13 protein-coding genes are annotated in these 15,431 nt (G+C 47.7%); 9 read left to right on the top strand and 4 right to left on the bottom strand.

What is annotated here, in order from left to right:
• Nucleotides 1-16: 16 nt before the first annotated feature.
• Both NE536_RS07610 and NE536_RS07605 read right to left on the bottom strand, forming a co-directional pair.
• The gene (locus NE536_RS07610) at nucleotides 17-490 is read right to left on the bottom strand and encodes a peroxiredoxin (RefSeq protein WP_006079504.1); all 474 of its coding nucleotides are present in this window, start codon (nucleotides 488-490) and stop codon (nucleotides 17-19) included.
• An 80-nt stretch (nucleotides 491-570) separates the two neighbouring features.
• Nucleotides 571-1,527 (bottom strand): choice-of-anchor H family protein, encoded by a 957-nt coding sequence (locus tag NE536_RS07605; RefSeq protein WP_261272324.1) that lies wholly within the window; start codon nucleotides 1,525-1,527, stop codon nucleotides 571-573.
• 358 nt (nucleotides 1,528-1,885) lie between these two features.
• Here NE536_RS07605 and NE536_RS07600 point away from each other — a divergent pair, with 358 nt between their 5' ends.
• From NE536_RS07600 to NE536_RS07585, 4 genes are all read left to right on the top strand, one after another.
• A complete protein-coding gene (locus NE536_RS07600) occupies nucleotides 1,886-2,176 on the top strand; it encodes a PepSY domain-containing protein (RefSeq protein ID WP_012588852.1) in 291 nt (96 codons plus the stop codon).
• Between the two features lie 2 nt (nucleotides 2,177-2,178).
• Nucleotides 2,179-2,874, top strand: coding sequence for a response regulator transcription factor (locus NE536_RS07595; protein ID WP_006079500.1), 696 nt, complete (start codon nucleotides 2,179-2,181; stop codon nucleotides 2,872-2,874).
• On the top strand, nucleotides 2,867-4,231 hold the full coding sequence (locus NE536_RS07590) for an ATP-binding protein (protein WP_261272323.1): 1,365 nt from the start codon (nucleotides 2,867-2,869) through the stop codon (nucleotides 4,229-4,231). Before NE536_RS07595 ends, NE536_RS07590 begins: the two co-directional genes overlap by 8 nt.
• 148 nt (nucleotides 4,232-4,379) lie before the next feature.
• Nucleotides 4,380-5,882, top strand: coding sequence for a DUF3300 domain-containing protein (locus NE536_RS07585; RefSeq protein WP_261272322.1), 1,503 nt, complete (start codon nucleotides 4,380-4,382; stop codon nucleotides 5,880-5,882).
• Between the two features lie 91 nt (nucleotides 5,883-5,973).
• Here the strand turns inward: NE536_RS07585 and NE536_RS07580 are convergent, their stop codons facing one another.
• Together NE536_RS07580 and NE536_RS07575 are read right to left on the bottom strand one after the other, a co-directional pair.
• Nucleotides 5,974-6,450, bottom strand: coding sequence for a hypothetical protein (locus tag NE536_RS07580; protein WP_006084642.1), 477 nt, complete (start codon nucleotides 6,448-6,450; stop codon nucleotides 5,974-5,976).
• Between the two features lie 97 nt (nucleotides 6,451-6,547).
• Nucleotides 6,548-10,195: a bifunctional diguanylate cyclase/phosphodiesterase gene (locus NE536_RS07575; protein WP_261272321.1), complete on the bottom strand. Its 3,648-nt coding sequence runs from the start codon at nucleotides 10,193-10,195 to the stop codon at nucleotides 6,548-6,550.
• 599 nt (nucleotides 10,196-10,794) lie between these two features.
• Between NE536_RS07575 and NE536_RS07570 the strand changes: the two genes are divergently transcribed.
• The 5 genes from NE536_RS07570 (at nucleotide 10,795) to cyoD (ending at nucleotide 15,420) form a co-directional block, all read left to right on the top strand.
• Nucleotides 10,795-11,184, top strand: a complete 390-nt coding sequence (locus tag NE536_RS07570) for a hypothetical protein (protein ID WP_006079495.1) — start codon at nucleotides 10,795-10,797, stop codon at nucleotides 11,182-11,184.
• Nucleotides 11,185-11,371: 187 nt separating this feature from the next.
• On the top strand, nucleotides 11,372-12,475 hold the full coding sequence (gene cyoA / locus NE536_RS07565) for a ubiquinol oxidase subunit II (RefSeq protein ID WP_261272320.1): 1,104 nt from the start codon (nucleotides 11,372-11,374) through the stop codon (nucleotides 12,473-12,475).
• Between the two features lie 2 nt (nucleotides 12,476-12,477).
• Entirely contained in the window at nucleotides 12,478-14,457 is a 1,980-nt protein-coding gene (cyoB, locus tag NE536_RS07560; protein WP_261272319.1) for a cytochrome o ubiquinol oxidase subunit I, read from the top strand.
• Between the two features lies 1 nt (nucleotide 14,458).
• On the top strand, nucleotides 14,459-15,079 hold the full coding sequence (gene cyoC / locus NE536_RS07555; protein ID WP_006079490.1) for a cytochrome o ubiquinol oxidase subunit III: 621 nt from the start codon (nucleotides 14,459-14,461) through the stop codon (nucleotides 15,077-15,079).
• On the top strand, nucleotides 15,079-15,420 hold the full coding sequence (cyoD, locus tag NE536_RS07550) for a cytochrome o ubiquinol oxidase subunit IV (protein ID WP_259566140.1): 342 nt from the start codon (nucleotides 15,079-15,081) through the stop codon (nucleotides 15,418-15,420). Before cyoC ends, cyoD begins: the two co-directional genes overlap by 1 nt.
• Nucleotides 15,421-15,431: the final 11 nt, after the last annotated feature.

The raw sequence follows: 15,431 nt of genomic DNA, 5'->3' as shown, positions 1-15,431 counted from the left end.
ATTCGGAGCTGAATCATTAAAGAGCTGCTAAAACCACTTCAGCTTTACTGGCTTCAAAAGCCTTTGGCTCTTCTACATTCAGTAGCGTCACTACACCATTATCGATGATCATGGCGTAACGTTGTGAACGCACGCCACCAAAACCGGCAGTATCCATCTCTAAACCTAAGGCTTTAGTAAAGCTGGCATCGCCATCGGCTAACATCATTAATTCAGAGGCATTTTGTGCTTCGCCCCACGCTTTCATCACAAAGGCATCGTTCACAGCAACACAGGCAATCAAATCCACGCCTTTCGCTTTAAATTGATCGGCTAATACCACATAGCCAGGTAAATGCGCTTCAGAACAGGTCGGAGTAAAAGCACCTGGCACTGCAAACAATACGACTTTTTTACCCGCGAACAATTCGGTAACTTGGTGATTCACCATGCCATCTTTAGTCAGTTGACCTAATGTGGCAGCAGGTAATGTTTGACCTTGAGCAATCATGTCTTTCTCCATTTAGTTAAAATAACTCATCCATACTAGCCCTATTTACCGCAGATAAACACCGAGAGAAATAAGGGCGATTAGGCTCGAGTTCGATTCAACCGCAGCCCCGCACACAAACTAAGACATAACAAACCTAATACTGAGAAGGCGCCGCCACTTTCCTCAACAACGATAATGTCGGGCTCTCTGTCTCGATCGCTACTCTCCAATGGCAGCGCATACAAACTATCGGTCTCATCGGCGCTAATGGTCGCAACAATATCGCTGTAACCCACTTCATACACATCAATCAACACATCATAGTGATCCGTCGCATAACCCGTGTAGAGCGTGGTCAACACTTCGTAATCGTCCTGTGTCGAATCGCCGTAAATGGTAAATACGTCTGTGGTGTAGTAATGCACCCAAGGGCCACCATCACGACTGAGATAAAGCTCGGCAAATAAATCAGCTCTTTCATTAAGATATGAACCATTGACATCAACGTCGAAGGTCACGCTAAACGTTTGATAAAAACCATCGTAGTCAAAGTCTTCAAACAAACGACTGCTGGCATCAAAAATCGAAAAACTGTGATACACAGGTGCGCGGTAGGGATCTTCACTGGTCGCGCTCGAACTCGGCATGCCTTGGCTCGCATGTTTCGCAGTCACTTGCTCACGCGTCATCGGCGATGCGCCCATTAGTTGCACGCGGTTTGCCGTCGGCGCTTTAGAGGATAACGCGGGCGCCAAGGATTTAACGGCTGCAGCAGCGGCTTCAGTGACATTTTTTGCGGGCGCAGCTTGTTGTAACAGGGCTAAAGCTTGCTGTTCCTGCTCGGCTGCTTGCTCGCTGTTTTCAGCTTTTTTGGCAATGCCGACACTGGCCACAGTAAATGGCGTTAAGCTTTGCGATGACTCCAGTTCGCGGGGCTGAGCGCTGACCACAGTGGACGCTAAAAACAGCGCGGCAATGGCCGTCGCTTTAACGAAATGGGTGTTAACCTGACTGTTAACTGTGGCTGCCATACCTTGTTTATTGAGTGTGTTCATCTTGAATACCCCATGGATAATCCGTTCAAATTGGAGCCATTAAAGTGCAATGAAGGTGAACATAAGCTGAACATCAACATTTACTGTTCTTAGCGCGACAATACGTTCAGCCTTAGTTCATCTGGATTAGCCGACACTAGGGCATATTGAATGCGAGCATAGGAATAGACTCGCTGACAGAGCTTCAGTTCTGTCACGAATAACAAAATGACTACCAAAGTTAATTTTGATGGAATTGTGCCAACCAATTGGCTGATCTCTATGTGTTTGTTAAGGTGATGAGGTATTCTTAGTCGACTCGATAAGTTATCCATCTCACCCATTAACTTAAGATCGCCGAACATTGCGGGTACCAGATATGAAACTTGGTTTGACATTGGCCCTAATCGCTTGCTTATTGGCCTCCTTTGGCAGCATGGCAGGCAATGATAGACAGAATGATCGCAACCAAGGTGCGAAGAATGAGCAGCGCCGTCTGGCGGTCAATAGCCCAGATCAAGCTGTAGCTATGGTGCAACGCCAATATCAAGGCAAGGTACTGAGCGTGCAATCCAGCGGCTCAGGGTATCGGGTTAAGCTCCTCAATAATGACGGCCAAGTGTTTTCAGTCTCAGTGGATGCCGCAACTGGCCGAGTGTCGAGGAATTAACTATGCGATTGTTATTGGTTGAAGATGATTTAGAACTGCAGGCTAACTTAAAACAACATCTGCTCGATGCCCATTACAGTATCGATGTGGCGAGCGATGGTGAAGAAGGCTTATTTCAAGCACTCGAATACAACTATGATGCGGCGATAATCGATGTCGGTTTGCCTAAGCTCGATGGTATCGCGCTTATCCGCAGCGTACGCGAACAGGAACGCGACTTCCCAATCCTAATTTTAACCGCGAGAGACAGTTGGCAAGACAAGGTGGAAGGGCTCGACGCCGGTGCCGACGACTACCTGACGAAACCTTTCCATCCCCAAGAACTGGTCGCGCGGCTCAAAGCCCTGATCCGTCGCTCTGCCGGCAAGGCCAGCCCTTTGATTTATAACGGTCCCTTTAGCCTAAATACCAGCAGCTTAGAAGTGCGTAAAGGCGAAGAACTGGTTAACCTCAGCGGCTCTGAATACAAGTTATTCGAATTTTTTATGCTGCATCAGGGTGAAGTGAAATCCAAAACCGTCCTCACAGAGCACATCTACGATCAGGATTTTGATTTAGATTCTAACGTCATCGAAGTCTTTATCCGCCGGTTACGTAAAAAACTCGACCCTGATAATCAATACAACCTGATTGAAACCCTGCGCGGCCAAGGTTATCGCCTAAAAGCGTTAACGCCCGAGCCAACTGCTGATGAGTAAACGTGCCATTGTGTGGCAAGTCTTGAACTCCCTTAAAGCGCGCTTAGTGATTAGCGCGCTATTGTTTATCTTAGTGTTATTACCTTTAATCGGCGTCGCCTTAAACGATGCCTTTACCGAGCAAGTTAAAAGCGCGACCAAAAATGAACTCAGCGCCTATGTCTATTCGATACTCGCGGTGACTGAAGTCGAGAATAAACAAATCTCTATCCCAGAATTAGTACTCGAAAATCGTTTTAACCTCATTCAATCTGGGCTGTATGCCATTGCGACCACTGAAGATGCCAGCGGCAAACAAACGATCGTGTGGCACTCGCAATCTTTTATGGGCATGGTGCCACCGCCGCATTTTACCATCCCAGCAACCGGTCAAAGTGCCTTTGAGCAAATCGAGCTCGCCGAACAACCCCATTTGATTTATAGCTTTAGCGTCAGTTTCGCCAGTCAAAATCAAAACGTGCCTGTGACGATTCATATCATTAAGGACGAACGCGAATTTCAGCAGCAAATCGATCAATTTAATCAACAGCTTTGGACTTGGCTGCTGATCTTAATGTTCGTCATGCTGGTGTTCCAACTGAGTTGGCTAGTGTGGACACTGCGGCCATTGGCGCGCTTTACCCAAGAATTACATTCCGTCGAACAAGGAAAGTCGATGCAGCTAAGTAGTCAGTACCCCACTGAATTACAAGCCGTTGCTCGGCAGCTCAATATTTTGCTCAATACCGAACAAACCCAGCGCAAACGCTATCGTAATGCCTTGGCCGATCTTGCCCACAGCCTCAAAACACCGCTGGCGGTGATCAAGAGTCAGGCCGACTTAAGCGAAGCCTCCAGCGAGCAAGTGTCGGTGATCAGCCGCATTATTGGCCACCAGCTGAAACGCGCCCAAACGGCAGCGGCAGCCTCGTGGCATTTAGGGATTCGCGTCGATGACGTCGCCGCTAAGTTATTACGCACCTTAGCTAAAATTTATCGTGAGCCGCAAATCAATCTCAGCGGCGAGATGGCTGACGAAGCAGTATTCAAAGGTGATGAAGCGGATCTCACGGAAATTCTCGGTAATGTACTCGACAACGCCTGCAAAGCGGCAAAGTCCACAGTTAAATTAACTGTGACCGGCGATGCCTATCAATTGCTGATCTGCATCGAAGATGATGGTTCTGGGATCAGTGAAGCACTGCAAAATCAAATCTTTGAACGCGGTATTCGCGCTGATTCCTATCATCAAGGTAATGGTATTGGGCTTGCGATCGTGCGCGATTTAGTCGACAGCTATAACGGCAGAATTTCAGTCTCACGTTCAGAAACCTTGGGCGGCGCCAAGTTCAGCATCAGCTTTGTACACTCAATTTAATGATTTAGTTTCAATACCATAGATTTAAATTCCCACCTAAATTGCGGTTAAAAATTACTTTTTAACCGCAAAATGCTTTCAGCTTATGTTCATATTCAAGCGCCTATGATGCCCATAACATCCTCGAACAGGATTATTGGAGCAAACCATGAACAGACAACATCGATGGAATTGGCTAGTGTTAACGGCGGCATTAGTGGCCTTGCCTTTCACTACCACAGCCCAAGCTGCGGGCGTATCTGTGAGCCAAGGCTCGAGCGCTGCGGCAAGCCAAGCCGAACTCGAACAAATGCTGGCGCCTATTGCCCTGTATCCCGATAGCTTATTGACCCACATACTTATTGCCTCAACTTATCCACTCGAAATCGTGCAGGCACAACGTTGGTTAACCCAGCGCCCCAAATCATCGGTCGATCAACTGATGTCGAAGGCCGAAGATCAAGATTGGGACCCGAGCGTCAAAGCTTTGCTGGCTTTTCCGACGCTGCTGCAAAAAATGAGTGAAGATCTCGACTGGACTCAAAGACTCGGTGAAGCCTTCTTAGAAGATGAAGGCCAAGTGATGAACAGCATTCAATCCCTAAGACAACAGGCTGATAAAGCGAACAGCTTAGCAAACATGGATAACATGGCGATCACCCGTGCCAACAATCAGATCATCATAGAACCCGCTAAGCGAGAAATCGTCTACGTGCCCTATTACGATCCGCGCGTGGTTTATGGCACATGGCGCTGGGGTGTGGCTTATCCACCCGTGTATTGGGAATTTGGCGGCTATGCTGGCTATCCCTATCGTCCGAGTCATAACCATTTCTACTGGTCACCTGGCATCCATATTTCCTTTAACTACTTCTTCAGTTCATTCCACTGGCACAACCATAAAGTGGTCGTGATCGACTATCGCCATTCACATCGTTATCGCCCACGTGAAAGATACACGGTCAGTTATGGTGCCCAGCCTTGGAAACATAAACCCGAACATAGACGTGGCGTGAGTTACCACAACCCCGTCGTGAAGCAACGCTATTACAACGAAGACAAGTATCGCGGCAGAGATTCACACTCTAGCGGCAGCAAGCAGCACTTTAATAGCCAATACTCGAAATCAAAAGAACGCCAAGATCCCCATAGCAATCAGGGCAATATGAGTAATCAGGGGAATAAGAGTCGTGACAATAAGGACTATCACAACGCCAGTCGTGAACGTGATAACCGCGTACCGAGTTATCAAAAAACACAGGCCGAGTTAAAGGAACGTCGATCCGCGACTATGGTACAAACGCCGACTCACAAGGAGCGTAATGACGCGCAATCGAGACCCGTGCAGTCAAAGCCAATGCCATCGAAGGAGTCTCAGCAAAGGCAATATCAAACTCGGGAGTCACAGCAGCGTAATATCGATCAACAAAGGACGCCGCCACAAAGACAAGAAAATCCAAGAACTGTGACCCCAAGAGTTGAAACGCCACGACCTGAGACAAGACGCGCAGAACCGCAACGTATTGAACAACCAAGACAAGCAGCGCCAAGGCAACGCGAAGACGTGAGAGTGAGACAAAGTGAGCCACGCCAAAATGCGCAAACCGCTCGCTCGGTAGAACATAACCAAGGTCGCTCAACTCAAAGCCAAGAACGTCGTCATAGGGAATGATCGCGCTATGGCCGCAGTAACACAAAGAGCGCAGTTAACTGCGCTCTTTTTTTTAAATCAGTTGTTTTTAAATCACTTAGTTTTAAACCGCTTAAAACTTCAAGGTCAGGGACTGACCTTCACCCATTCCTTGCCACTCGATGCTCAGATCCATAATCTCATTAAGAATATGTTCAAAGTCCGATTGGCTAACGGTTGGAACGGCTAGGTCTCGGCTGTTGCAGGCTTGCTCTAACAGATAAATAAAGCCGTCATAGGTTGGCGTTTCACCCGACCAGAGTAGCGACTGCAAGGTCTCGACTATGGATTCGGTTTGCCACACTTCCGTTTTATCTGCGATGGCACGGGAGGTTTCATTATGTTCCAAGGCGAAGCTGATATCGGCGCCAGCTCTGACCTGCGAGAAGAAAGCCCCTTGAATATGCAGACGTTTTTCAACCACATAATGGATCATATCGTGGGGAGCAATGCCCTGTTCCGGCATTTGGGTTTGAGTCGCACTACCGTCCATGCGCACGCAGCGCAACTGACCATAACGCTGGGTTCCTTTGGTGAAGATGACTTGCATAAAACCATCCTTAGTATTTCGATTAACGCATACATAATGCGAACTCAAGTATAGTCCAACTCTGCGCCAGCATTAGAAAAACAGCAACACTCTGCCGTTATAAATTACGCTGGATAAAGCGGAAACACTCTTCTGCCGCTAAGGGTTTACTAAAATAAAACCCTTGCACTAAGTCGCACCCCATCCTCGACAATAATACCAACTGCGCCTCGTTTTCAACCCCTTCGGCCACCACAGTTAACCCCAACTCATGGGACATAGAAATGGTCGCAGCACTGATAGCGGCATCGTTCGGGTCGCTCTCAATATCCTTCACAAAAGAGCGGTCGAGCTTCAATCTATCTAAGGGCAAGAGTTTCAAATAGGATAACGAGGAATAACCCGTGCCGAAATCATCAATCGCAAGTTCGATACCATGCTGACGCAATTCAGCCAATAGGCGCGCATTCTGCTCCGGATATTGCATTGCCACACTCTCGGTGATTTCGAGCTCCAATGCCCCTTTGCCCAACTTATGCTTTAAAAGCACATTGGTGATATCGGCGACAATGCTATCTTTGCGGAGTTGATGCGCCGACAGATTCACCGCCATTCGCAGCTCGGTCGCACCCGCAGCGCGCCATGCGGCAAGCTGCGCCATCGCGGTTTCTAACACCCATTGGCCGATAGGAATGATCATGTCGATCTCTTCAGCAATGGGGATAAAGCGGTCTGGCGCTACCATGCCAAATTCGGGATGTTGCCAGCGCACTAAGGCTTCGACACTGACCACTTGCCCAGTACGGATATCAATTTGTGGCTGATAATGCAGCCGCAATTCATCGTTGGCGAGCACTTGCCTGAGGCCAGTTTCAATTTGCTGGCGCTCAGTGATCAAGGTATTCATCGCCGCAGTAAAGAATTGATAGTTATTGCGCCCCGCCGATTTGGCGCGGTACATGGCCATATCGGCGTTTTTCATCAGGGCTTCAACACTGTCGCCATCGGTCGGGAACAAACTGATGCCGATACTCGGCGATGAATGTAATGCTTGATTATTAATGATATAGGTTTGACTCAAACCACTGCGCAGCGCTTCGGCTAAACTGGCCACCTCATCATGGTTCGTATCAGATAATGCGACCACAAACTCATCGCCACCCAGACGCGCCACAGTGTCAGTATCACCAACGATGTTTTTCAAACGACGCGCAACTTCTAACAACAGTTGATCGCCCACATGATGCCCCAAGGTGTCGTTGATATTTTTAAAGTGGTCCATGTCGATAAACATCACCGCAATTTGGCTGTCGGATGCCAGCGCCTCCCTAAAGACCACTTCGAGGCGCGACTGCAAGCTGAGTCGATTAGGCAGTAGCGTCAAAGAATCGTGGTGGGCGAGGAAATGAATCCGTTCCTCACTGACTTTACGCTCGCTGATATCGGTAAAGCTGCCGATGTAATGGCTCACCGCACCTGCGTCATCGCGCACCACAGACATCATCAACCATTTAGGGAAATCGTAACCATGCTTATGCCTGTCCCAAACTTCACCTTGCCAGAAACCTGTTTGTTCTAGGGCAGCACGCACTTGAGGATCGATACCTTTGTCGGTACGCTCGGCCTCTAAAAAGCGACAGTTTTTACCAATGATTTCTTCTCGGGAATAACCGGTGATCTGAGAAAACGCACTATTCACATCCACAATAATGTCGTTGGCATCCATGATAGTGATGCCTTCACCACTCTGCTGGAACACCTGCGCTAATAGATTTACCCGCGCAACGGTGCGCTCCTGCTCGGTAATATCTTCAACGATAAAGAGAATAAGCTGTTCACTATCGGCACCTGTGACTAACGCACCGTTGAGGCGCACCGCCACTAACTGGCCATTCTTATGAACATAATGCTTCTGATAGGGGCCATAACGACGCGTTTGCTTTAAGCGCTCTAATTGCTCAGTTTCACTTGATTGATAACGCTTTGGCGTTAGCTCCCAAGGGTCGAGCTGATTTAACTCAGCGAGTGAGTAACCCGTCATCGCTTCGAATGCGGGGTTAATCGCCACAAACTGACTATCATCTAAACGTTTAAGCACATGCCCTACAGGCGCCTTATCAAACAAATTACGATATCTTTGCTCGCTTTGTACCAAGGTAGCCTGAAAAGCCTGACGGCGGGCAATTTCCTTCGACAAGGCCATGGTTTTTTCAGTCACTTTCTCGGCAATACGTTGGCGTTCGCCGGAGGAAATCAGCGTCATACCACCCACAACAGCACAAGTGATAAAGGCGAGGAGCAGCATAAGTAGTGATAAGCTAAAAGTATCGCCCATCAGCACGGCATAGGATTGATAAATCACTATGTGCCAATGCCGATCCGCTAGCATCAGGTTTGCTTGAAAATACTGGCCGGTTTTATCGCTAAATAGCTTGCTGCTAAACGCGGGAAACGACTTCTGGGTATTGTTATAAAGTAATGCACCGCCCGCACTCATGTCGGAGAGTTTCCACTGCAATCCCTTTACGCTCTCAACATCATTAATAATGCTTTGCAAATCAATCACAGCTGAACAAAATCCTGAGATTCTACCTAGTCGGTCGAACGCGGGCGCAATGAGTAAAGTACCACCAGGGCCATTGGGATCTTGAGCTAATTGAATCTTCGCCGTCATCACAGGCGCTAGGGTCGCGCGCACTTTGGCAATGGCAGCGGCTCGTGTCGGCTCGCTATTGAGATCTAATCCCAGCGCCGCCTCATTGCCTATGATTGGCTGAATGTACATCACAGGCACTAACCAGCCATCGGTATTAGTTTGCCAGCCTTGAGGCCGCGTGACTTTGTAAGGGCCGCCAATGGCTGAGCGGGTCGATGCCTCAAAACTGGGCAGATCGGCGGCCGCCACTAACGGCGACCAAGACCAAGCTCTAAAGCCATCTTGCTGCAGCATGTTACGTTTGCCAAATTGCACAAACTCATCCTCTGAAACCTGCTCGCTATTATCGAACAAGCTCGCTAGGGCGACGATTTGCTGCAGGTTAGCCTCTTGAAAACTTTCAATATTGCTAATCACGGCATTGGATTGGATCTGAAACTTATCCTGCAACTGTTGGCGCTGGTTCATATCCGAGTAGTAATAAATTCCCACGCAGAATAAAAAGCCCACCAGCAGGGGAACACCCGTCTGAATGCGGCGAGCACGCCAGATAGTCCGCTTATCAAATAGCAACATAGTCAAAGGGATAAAGATCACGGCGCCGAGCAAATCCCCCGTCCACCAATTCACTAAACTACCCAGTAAATCGGATGGTGGAATCGTACCGTTGATCACTAAGGCACTGTTGCCAAAAACGGTCGCCACAATACAAGTTAAGGCTAAGCTCAAACAGGATTTAATGACGGTATTAGGATTATCTAAGGTGAATAAATGATCGACTCGCCCAAGAACATGGGCTGAAAGCACAGCCTGTATACAAGATCCAATCGAGATAGCAAAGGGTAACCAGCCCCAATGGATATGCCCGCCAATATTGATGTTAATCAGCAGCGAACCAATAAACACGCCAACCCAAGGGACATATTCTTTCCATAGGATACATGCGGCAATAGCAATCCCTGCGGCAGGCCAAATCGCCGCAGAATATCCAGGCGGCAAAGCAATCATCAAGCCTAATTTACCTACAACAATGTAAGCTAAGGCGATGAAAATATTTACCTTAAGGTATGGAATAAATGACTTTATGTGTAGTCCTTCAAGCTGGCACATCTAAATGTTAACAAGTATCATGCACTAGTCACTCGATCAATCTCAAGCAGATATCAAGGTTGTGATGAAATCACAGTTTAATAATCGCTTTATCTAATGTAAATAGCGTAAATGACTGACATTTCCGCTGTTTTAACTTGATGTTTTTATTTGAGATGCCCAGCTAAAATCCATTCCACGACACTTAACTCGCATCAAAAATCAGCATGCAAAAATGTGCGGCAAGCAAGGGTAAATAACAGCGTCATTCGTATGCGATAAAAGCGACTGTTGGCTAAAACCCACATGCTTATGGGGGCATTAATCCACGCCATACCGTCGCCAATACATCAACTTTAGCCAAAACGAATAAATGAAGCGCCTCACACATTTTTATTTTATGAGAACCAAATCAGTTAAATTTCGGTTAATTTTGTAAATTTATTGATTTAATTTAGTTTTAATTAAGGTTTTTTTAACGCTTAAGCCCTTTTACCGCGGGGATCCGCTTTCATTCAATAGCCGCTTCTTGGTATCCTCCTGCCGCATAAAAAAGTTGCATGCTGAATATTTTTTGTTCTGCCAACTGACTCCCTTTCCCGTTCAACCGGACCCGTTAATTGAAATTAGCTCTTAGCCAATTCATTGCTGAAAGATTGAACCTGATTATTCGGTTTTCAACCTTTAGCATGACAAACCTAACCCTGTTTTTCGGGTTATTGTTTGTGCTGCCTGTAGCTGACGTTTTGTACGTATTGATCGGCGGTTGTGTCGATATTAGTGAACTCATCAGCCTCAGCAATGGCTTTTTAGTCGAGTTTATCGGCGCCAGTCTGCTCAGCCTGTTATTGCTCAACCCCCTCGTTATTCTGCAGTTATGGCATTTAATCGACTGCTGCTTCAAATTTTTCAATAATCTCGATTTAACTAACGCTTCACTTTTTTTAGCACCCCCAAGGCTAAAATCACTCGAACATACCGCCCACGGTTGTCGCGCCCCGCCATTTTAACCCTCTGTTTTTAAATTCAAATTAAGCATTAAGCGCTGAAAGCTGCTCTTCGATTTCGTCGGGATGGCGGCACATTTTGTGTCATTCCTCTTGGGTTTCAGGATTTGCGCTCAGATAACGCCGCTTAGTGCGACTGCCGGTTCACGCTTGGCAGAGTTGTAAACCTTAGGGTTAGAGGAATCTTCCTTTGTTAATTCGAAAATTAAGTAAAGCGGCAATCGCGGCAGTAGCATTCACGCTCGCGGGTTGTGATGGCGGTGTGTTGGACCCTAAGGGCCAAATCGGTATCGATGAAAAACACCTGATTATCGTCGCCACCCTACTCATGCTGATTGTTGTTATCCCTGTGATTGCCATGACATTGTACTTCGCGTGGAAATATCGCGATGGCCGTGATCAAGAAATCTATGCGCCTAAATGGGCACACTCAACAGCGATTGAAACCGTCGTGTGGATAGTGCCGATTGTGATCGTAATAGTGCTCGGTGTGATCACTTGGGGTTCGACCCATGATCTTGATCCATATAAGCCTTTAGTGCACGAAGCTAAACCCGTCACGGTTGAAGTGGTGTCGCTGGACTGGAAATGGTTATTCATTTATCCAGAACAAGGCGTGGCATCGGTCAATGAGTTGGCGTTTCCAGCCAATGTGCCGGTGAACTTTAAGATCACCTCTGATACTGCGATGAACTCCTTCTTCATCCCGCAGTTAGGCAGCCAGATTTACTCTATGGCGGGCATGACTACTAAATTGCATTTGATCGCTAACGAGCCAGGCACCTTCGATGGTATCTCGGCTAACTACAGCGGCGCAGGATTTGCGGGCATGAAGTTTAAAGCGATTGCCACTCAGACACCTGCCGACTTCGATGCATGGGTTGCCAAGTTAAAACAACAGGGCAAGACATTGGACTCAGCGGCCTACGCCACACTGGCTAAACCGAGTGAATACAATCCGGTTGAATACTTTGGCTCAGTGAGCAAAGGGATGTTTGACCAAATCGTGATGCAGTACATGCACATGGACTCACATGACGGCATGAAAGGTCACGAAGGAATGGACATGCACGCAGGCATGGAACACATGGGCACTGAACACACATCTGACATGGCAGACATGAAAGGTATGCACGACATGGCACATATGGCAGGCGAGCACGCGATGGAAAATACACAGAACATGGCCGACATGGATAGCTCAACACCTTCTGTACCGTCATCAGCACAGGACTCATCCACAGAACCTTTATCCTTAGAGCACTCATCCACTCAAAAAGTGGAGGCGGAGTAATCATGTCATTTCTCGGTAAATTAAGCTTAGATGCGATTCCGTATCACGAGCCTATCATCATGGTGACCTTAGCGGTCGTCGCAGTGGTAGGTTTGTATATTGCAGCCTTAATCACTAAACACAAAAAATGGAGCGTACTTTGGAACGACTGGTTAACCTCAGTTGACCATAAACGCCTAGGTATCATGTACATAGTGTTAGCTTTGGTGATGCTCATTCGTGGCTTCTCCGATGCCATTATGATGCGTACCCAGCAAGCACTCGCCACCAACGGCGCCGCAGGTTATCTGCCGCCTGAACATTACGACCAAATCTTCACCGCCCACGGCGTGATCATGATTATCTTTATGGCGATGCCATTTATGATAGGTCTGATGAACTTAGTGTTGCCGCTGCAAATTGGTGCCCGCGACGTTGCCTTCCCATTCTTGAACAACCTCAGCTTCTGGCTTACCGCCTCTGGCGCTGTGTTGATCAATATTTCATTGGGTTTAGGTGAATTTGCTAAGACAGGTTGGGTGGCGTATCCACCCCTCTCAGAGCTGGCTTACAGTCCGGGAGTTGGGGTCGATTACTATATCTGGGCACTGCAGATTTCGGGCATAGGGACGACCTTAACCGGGGTGAACTTTATCGCCACCGTACTGAAGATGCGTGCCCCTGGCATGAAGCTGATGCAAATGCCAATCTTCACTTGGACTTGTACGTGGGCGAACATATTGATCGTCGCGTCATTCCCAATCTTAACCGCTGTGTTAGCCCTGCTGACACTCGACCGTTACATGGATTTCCACTTCTTCACCAATGACGGTGGCGGTAACGCCATGATGTATATCAACCTGTTTTGGGCGTGGGGACATCCTGAAGTTTACATCCTGATTTTGCCTGCTTTTGGTATTTTCTCCGATGTGATCTCAACCTTTACGGCTAAGCGTCTGTTCGGTTACACCTCTATGGTGTGGGCGAGTGGTGCGATTTCAATTCTAGGTTTCATCGTTTGGTTACACCACTTCTTCACCATGGGCTCAAGTGCCAACGTCAACGCTTTCTTCGGGGTGATGACTATGGTGATTGCGGTTCCAACCGGGGTAAAACTGTTTAACTGGTTGTTCACTATCTACCGTGGCCGCCTACGTTTAACGGTACCTGTGTTGTGGACACTAGGCTTTATGGTGACTTTCACCATAGGCGGTATGACAGGTGTGTTATTAGCCTTACCGGGTGCCGACTACGTTCTACATAACAGTTTGTTTTTAATCGCACATTTCCATAACACTATTATTGGTGGTGCGGTATTTGGTTACTTAGCAGGCTTTGCTTACTGGTTCCCGAAAGCGACAGGTTTCCACTTAAATGAGCGTTTAGGTAAAGCGTCATTCTGGTGCTGGCAAATCGGTTTCTATGTAGCCTTTATGCCGCTGTACGTACTGGGCTTTATGGGTATGACACGCCGTATCAACCACATTGATAACCCAGCGTGGAACGTATGGATCTACTTAGCCGCCGTGGGTGCTTGCATCATCATGGTCGGTATCATTCTGCAGTTTATCCAACTGTACGTGAGTATCCGTGACCGCGACCAAAACCGCGATACTACGGGCGATCCATGGAATGGCCATACTTTAGAGTGGTCAACCGCTTCACCACCGCAGTTCTATAACTTCGCTAAGCTGCCACAGGTTGATGATATCGATGCCTTTACCGATGCGAAAGAAAAAGGCGTGGCTTATCAACGTCAAAAACACTACCAAGCTATCCATATGCCGAAAAATACCCCAAGCGGTATCTTAATGGCGCTGGGGATCACTGCCGCTGGTTTTGCCGCTATTTGGCACATCCTGTGGTTAGCCATTGTGGGTTTAGTGGGCGCTTTCGTGGTGTTCCTGTTCCGTGCTTATAACAATGACGTCGACTATTACGTGCAACCCGATGAAGTGGCTCGCATTGAAAATGCCCACTTAAACAATGTAGTAAGGGGCTGATATGAGTATTGCAATCCCAGCAGATTTAGAAGTAGCTCACGCAGAAGATCACCACGAACACCATGACACCAGTGGCAACACTCTGTTTGGTTTTTGGATTTACCTGATGACCGACTGCATTTTGTTTGCCTCGGTTTTCGCAACCTATGCCGTGCTCTACATGAACACGGACGGTGGCGTTTCGGGTAAAGACATTTTCGAATTGGACTTTGTGCTGATTGAAACTGCCGCCCTGCTCGTTAGTAGTATTACCTATGGCATGGCGTTGATTTTTGCTAAGCGCCACAACAAAGCCGCGACCTTGGCTTGGTTACTCGTCACCTTCGCCCTCGGTTGTGTGTTTATCGGGATGGAAGTCTATGAATTCCATCACCTGATTGAACACGGCAATGGCCCACAGCGTAGCGCTTTCCTGTCGTCCTTCTTCACCCTTGTCGGTATGCACGGCTTGCACGTGACCGCAGGTCTGATTTGGATGGCGATCATGATGATTGAAGTGGCGAAAACCGGTTTAGGTAATCGCAGCATCACCCGCCTGAGCTGCTTAAGCTTGTTCTGGCATTTCCTCGACATAGTGTGGATTTGTGTATTCACGGTCGTGTATTTATTGGGAGCACTTTAATGAGCGCACATAGTCATACTGATAAGCCTAACCATGGCACTGACGATCTGGCCGCGAGCATTAAGTCATATCTAATGGGCTTTGTGCTGTCAGTGGTATTAACCGCCATTCCGTTTTGGGCCGTAATGACCCATCACTTCGAGAAAGCGACCACCCTTAGCTTAGTGCTAGTGATGGCGATAGTGCAGATAGTGGTACATCTTAAGTACTTCTTACACTTAGATTTCTCGAAAGAAGGCAAAGTAAACACCTTCTCCTTCCTGTTTACTGCCCTGATTATTGTCATGGTAGTCGGCCTGTCGGTGTGGATCATACTCGAAGCCAACGCTTTGATGATGTAACGAGAAACAGT

This window comes from Shewanella septentrionalis, assembly GCF_025370265.1.
Lineage (GTDB): Bacteria > Pseudomonadota > Gammaproteobacteria > Enterobacterales > Shewanellaceae > Shewanella > Shewanella hafniensis.
Note: the sequence above shows the minus strand (reverse complement) of the source record. Positions and strands in the feature narration are given on the sequence as shown.

Excerpts from the sequence above, each read along its gene's own strand:
- NE536_RS07610 (WP_006079504.1), bottom strand. The coding sequence starts at position 490 with ATGATTGCTCAAGGTCAAACATTACCTGCTGCCACATTAGGTCAACTG.
- NE536_RS07605 (WP_261272324.1), bottom strand. The coding sequence starts at position 1,527 with ATGAACACACTCAATAAACAAGGTATGGCAGCCACAGTTAACAGTCAG.
- NE536_RS07600 (WP_012588852.1), top strand. The coding sequence starts at position 1,886 with ATGAAACTTGGTTTGACATTGGCCCTAATCGCTTGCTTATTGGCCTCC.
- NE536_RS07595 (WP_006079500.1), top strand. The coding sequence starts at position 2,179 with ATGCGATTGTTATTGGTTGAAGATGATTTAGAACTGCAGGCTAACTTA.
- NE536_RS07590 (WP_261272323.1), top strand. The coding sequence starts at position 2,867 with ATGAGTAAACGTGCCATTGTGTGGCAAGTCTTGAACTCCCTTAAAGCG.
- NE536_RS07585 (WP_261272322.1), top strand. The coding sequence starts at position 4,380 with ATGAACAGACAACATCGATGGAATTGGCTAGTGTTAACGGCGGCATTA.
- NE536_RS07580 (WP_006084642.1), bottom strand. The coding sequence starts at position 6,450 with ATGCAAGTCATCTTCACCAAAGGAACCCAGCGTTATGGTCAGTTGCGC.
- NE536_RS07575 (WP_261272321.1), bottom strand. The coding sequence starts at position 10,195 with ATGTGCCAGCTTGAAGGACTACACATAAAGTCATTTATTCCATACCTT.
- cyoB (WP_261272319.1), top strand. The coding sequence starts at position 12,478 with ATGTCATTTCTCGGTAAATTAAGCTTAGATGCGATTCCGTATCACGAG.
- cyoC (WP_006079490.1), top strand. The coding sequence starts at position 14,459 with ATGAGTATTGCAATCCCAGCAGATTTAGAAGTAGCTCACGCAGAAGAT.
- cyoD (WP_259566140.1), top strand. The coding sequence starts at position 15,079 with ATGAGCGCACATAGTCATACTGATAAGCCTAACCATGGCACTGACGAT.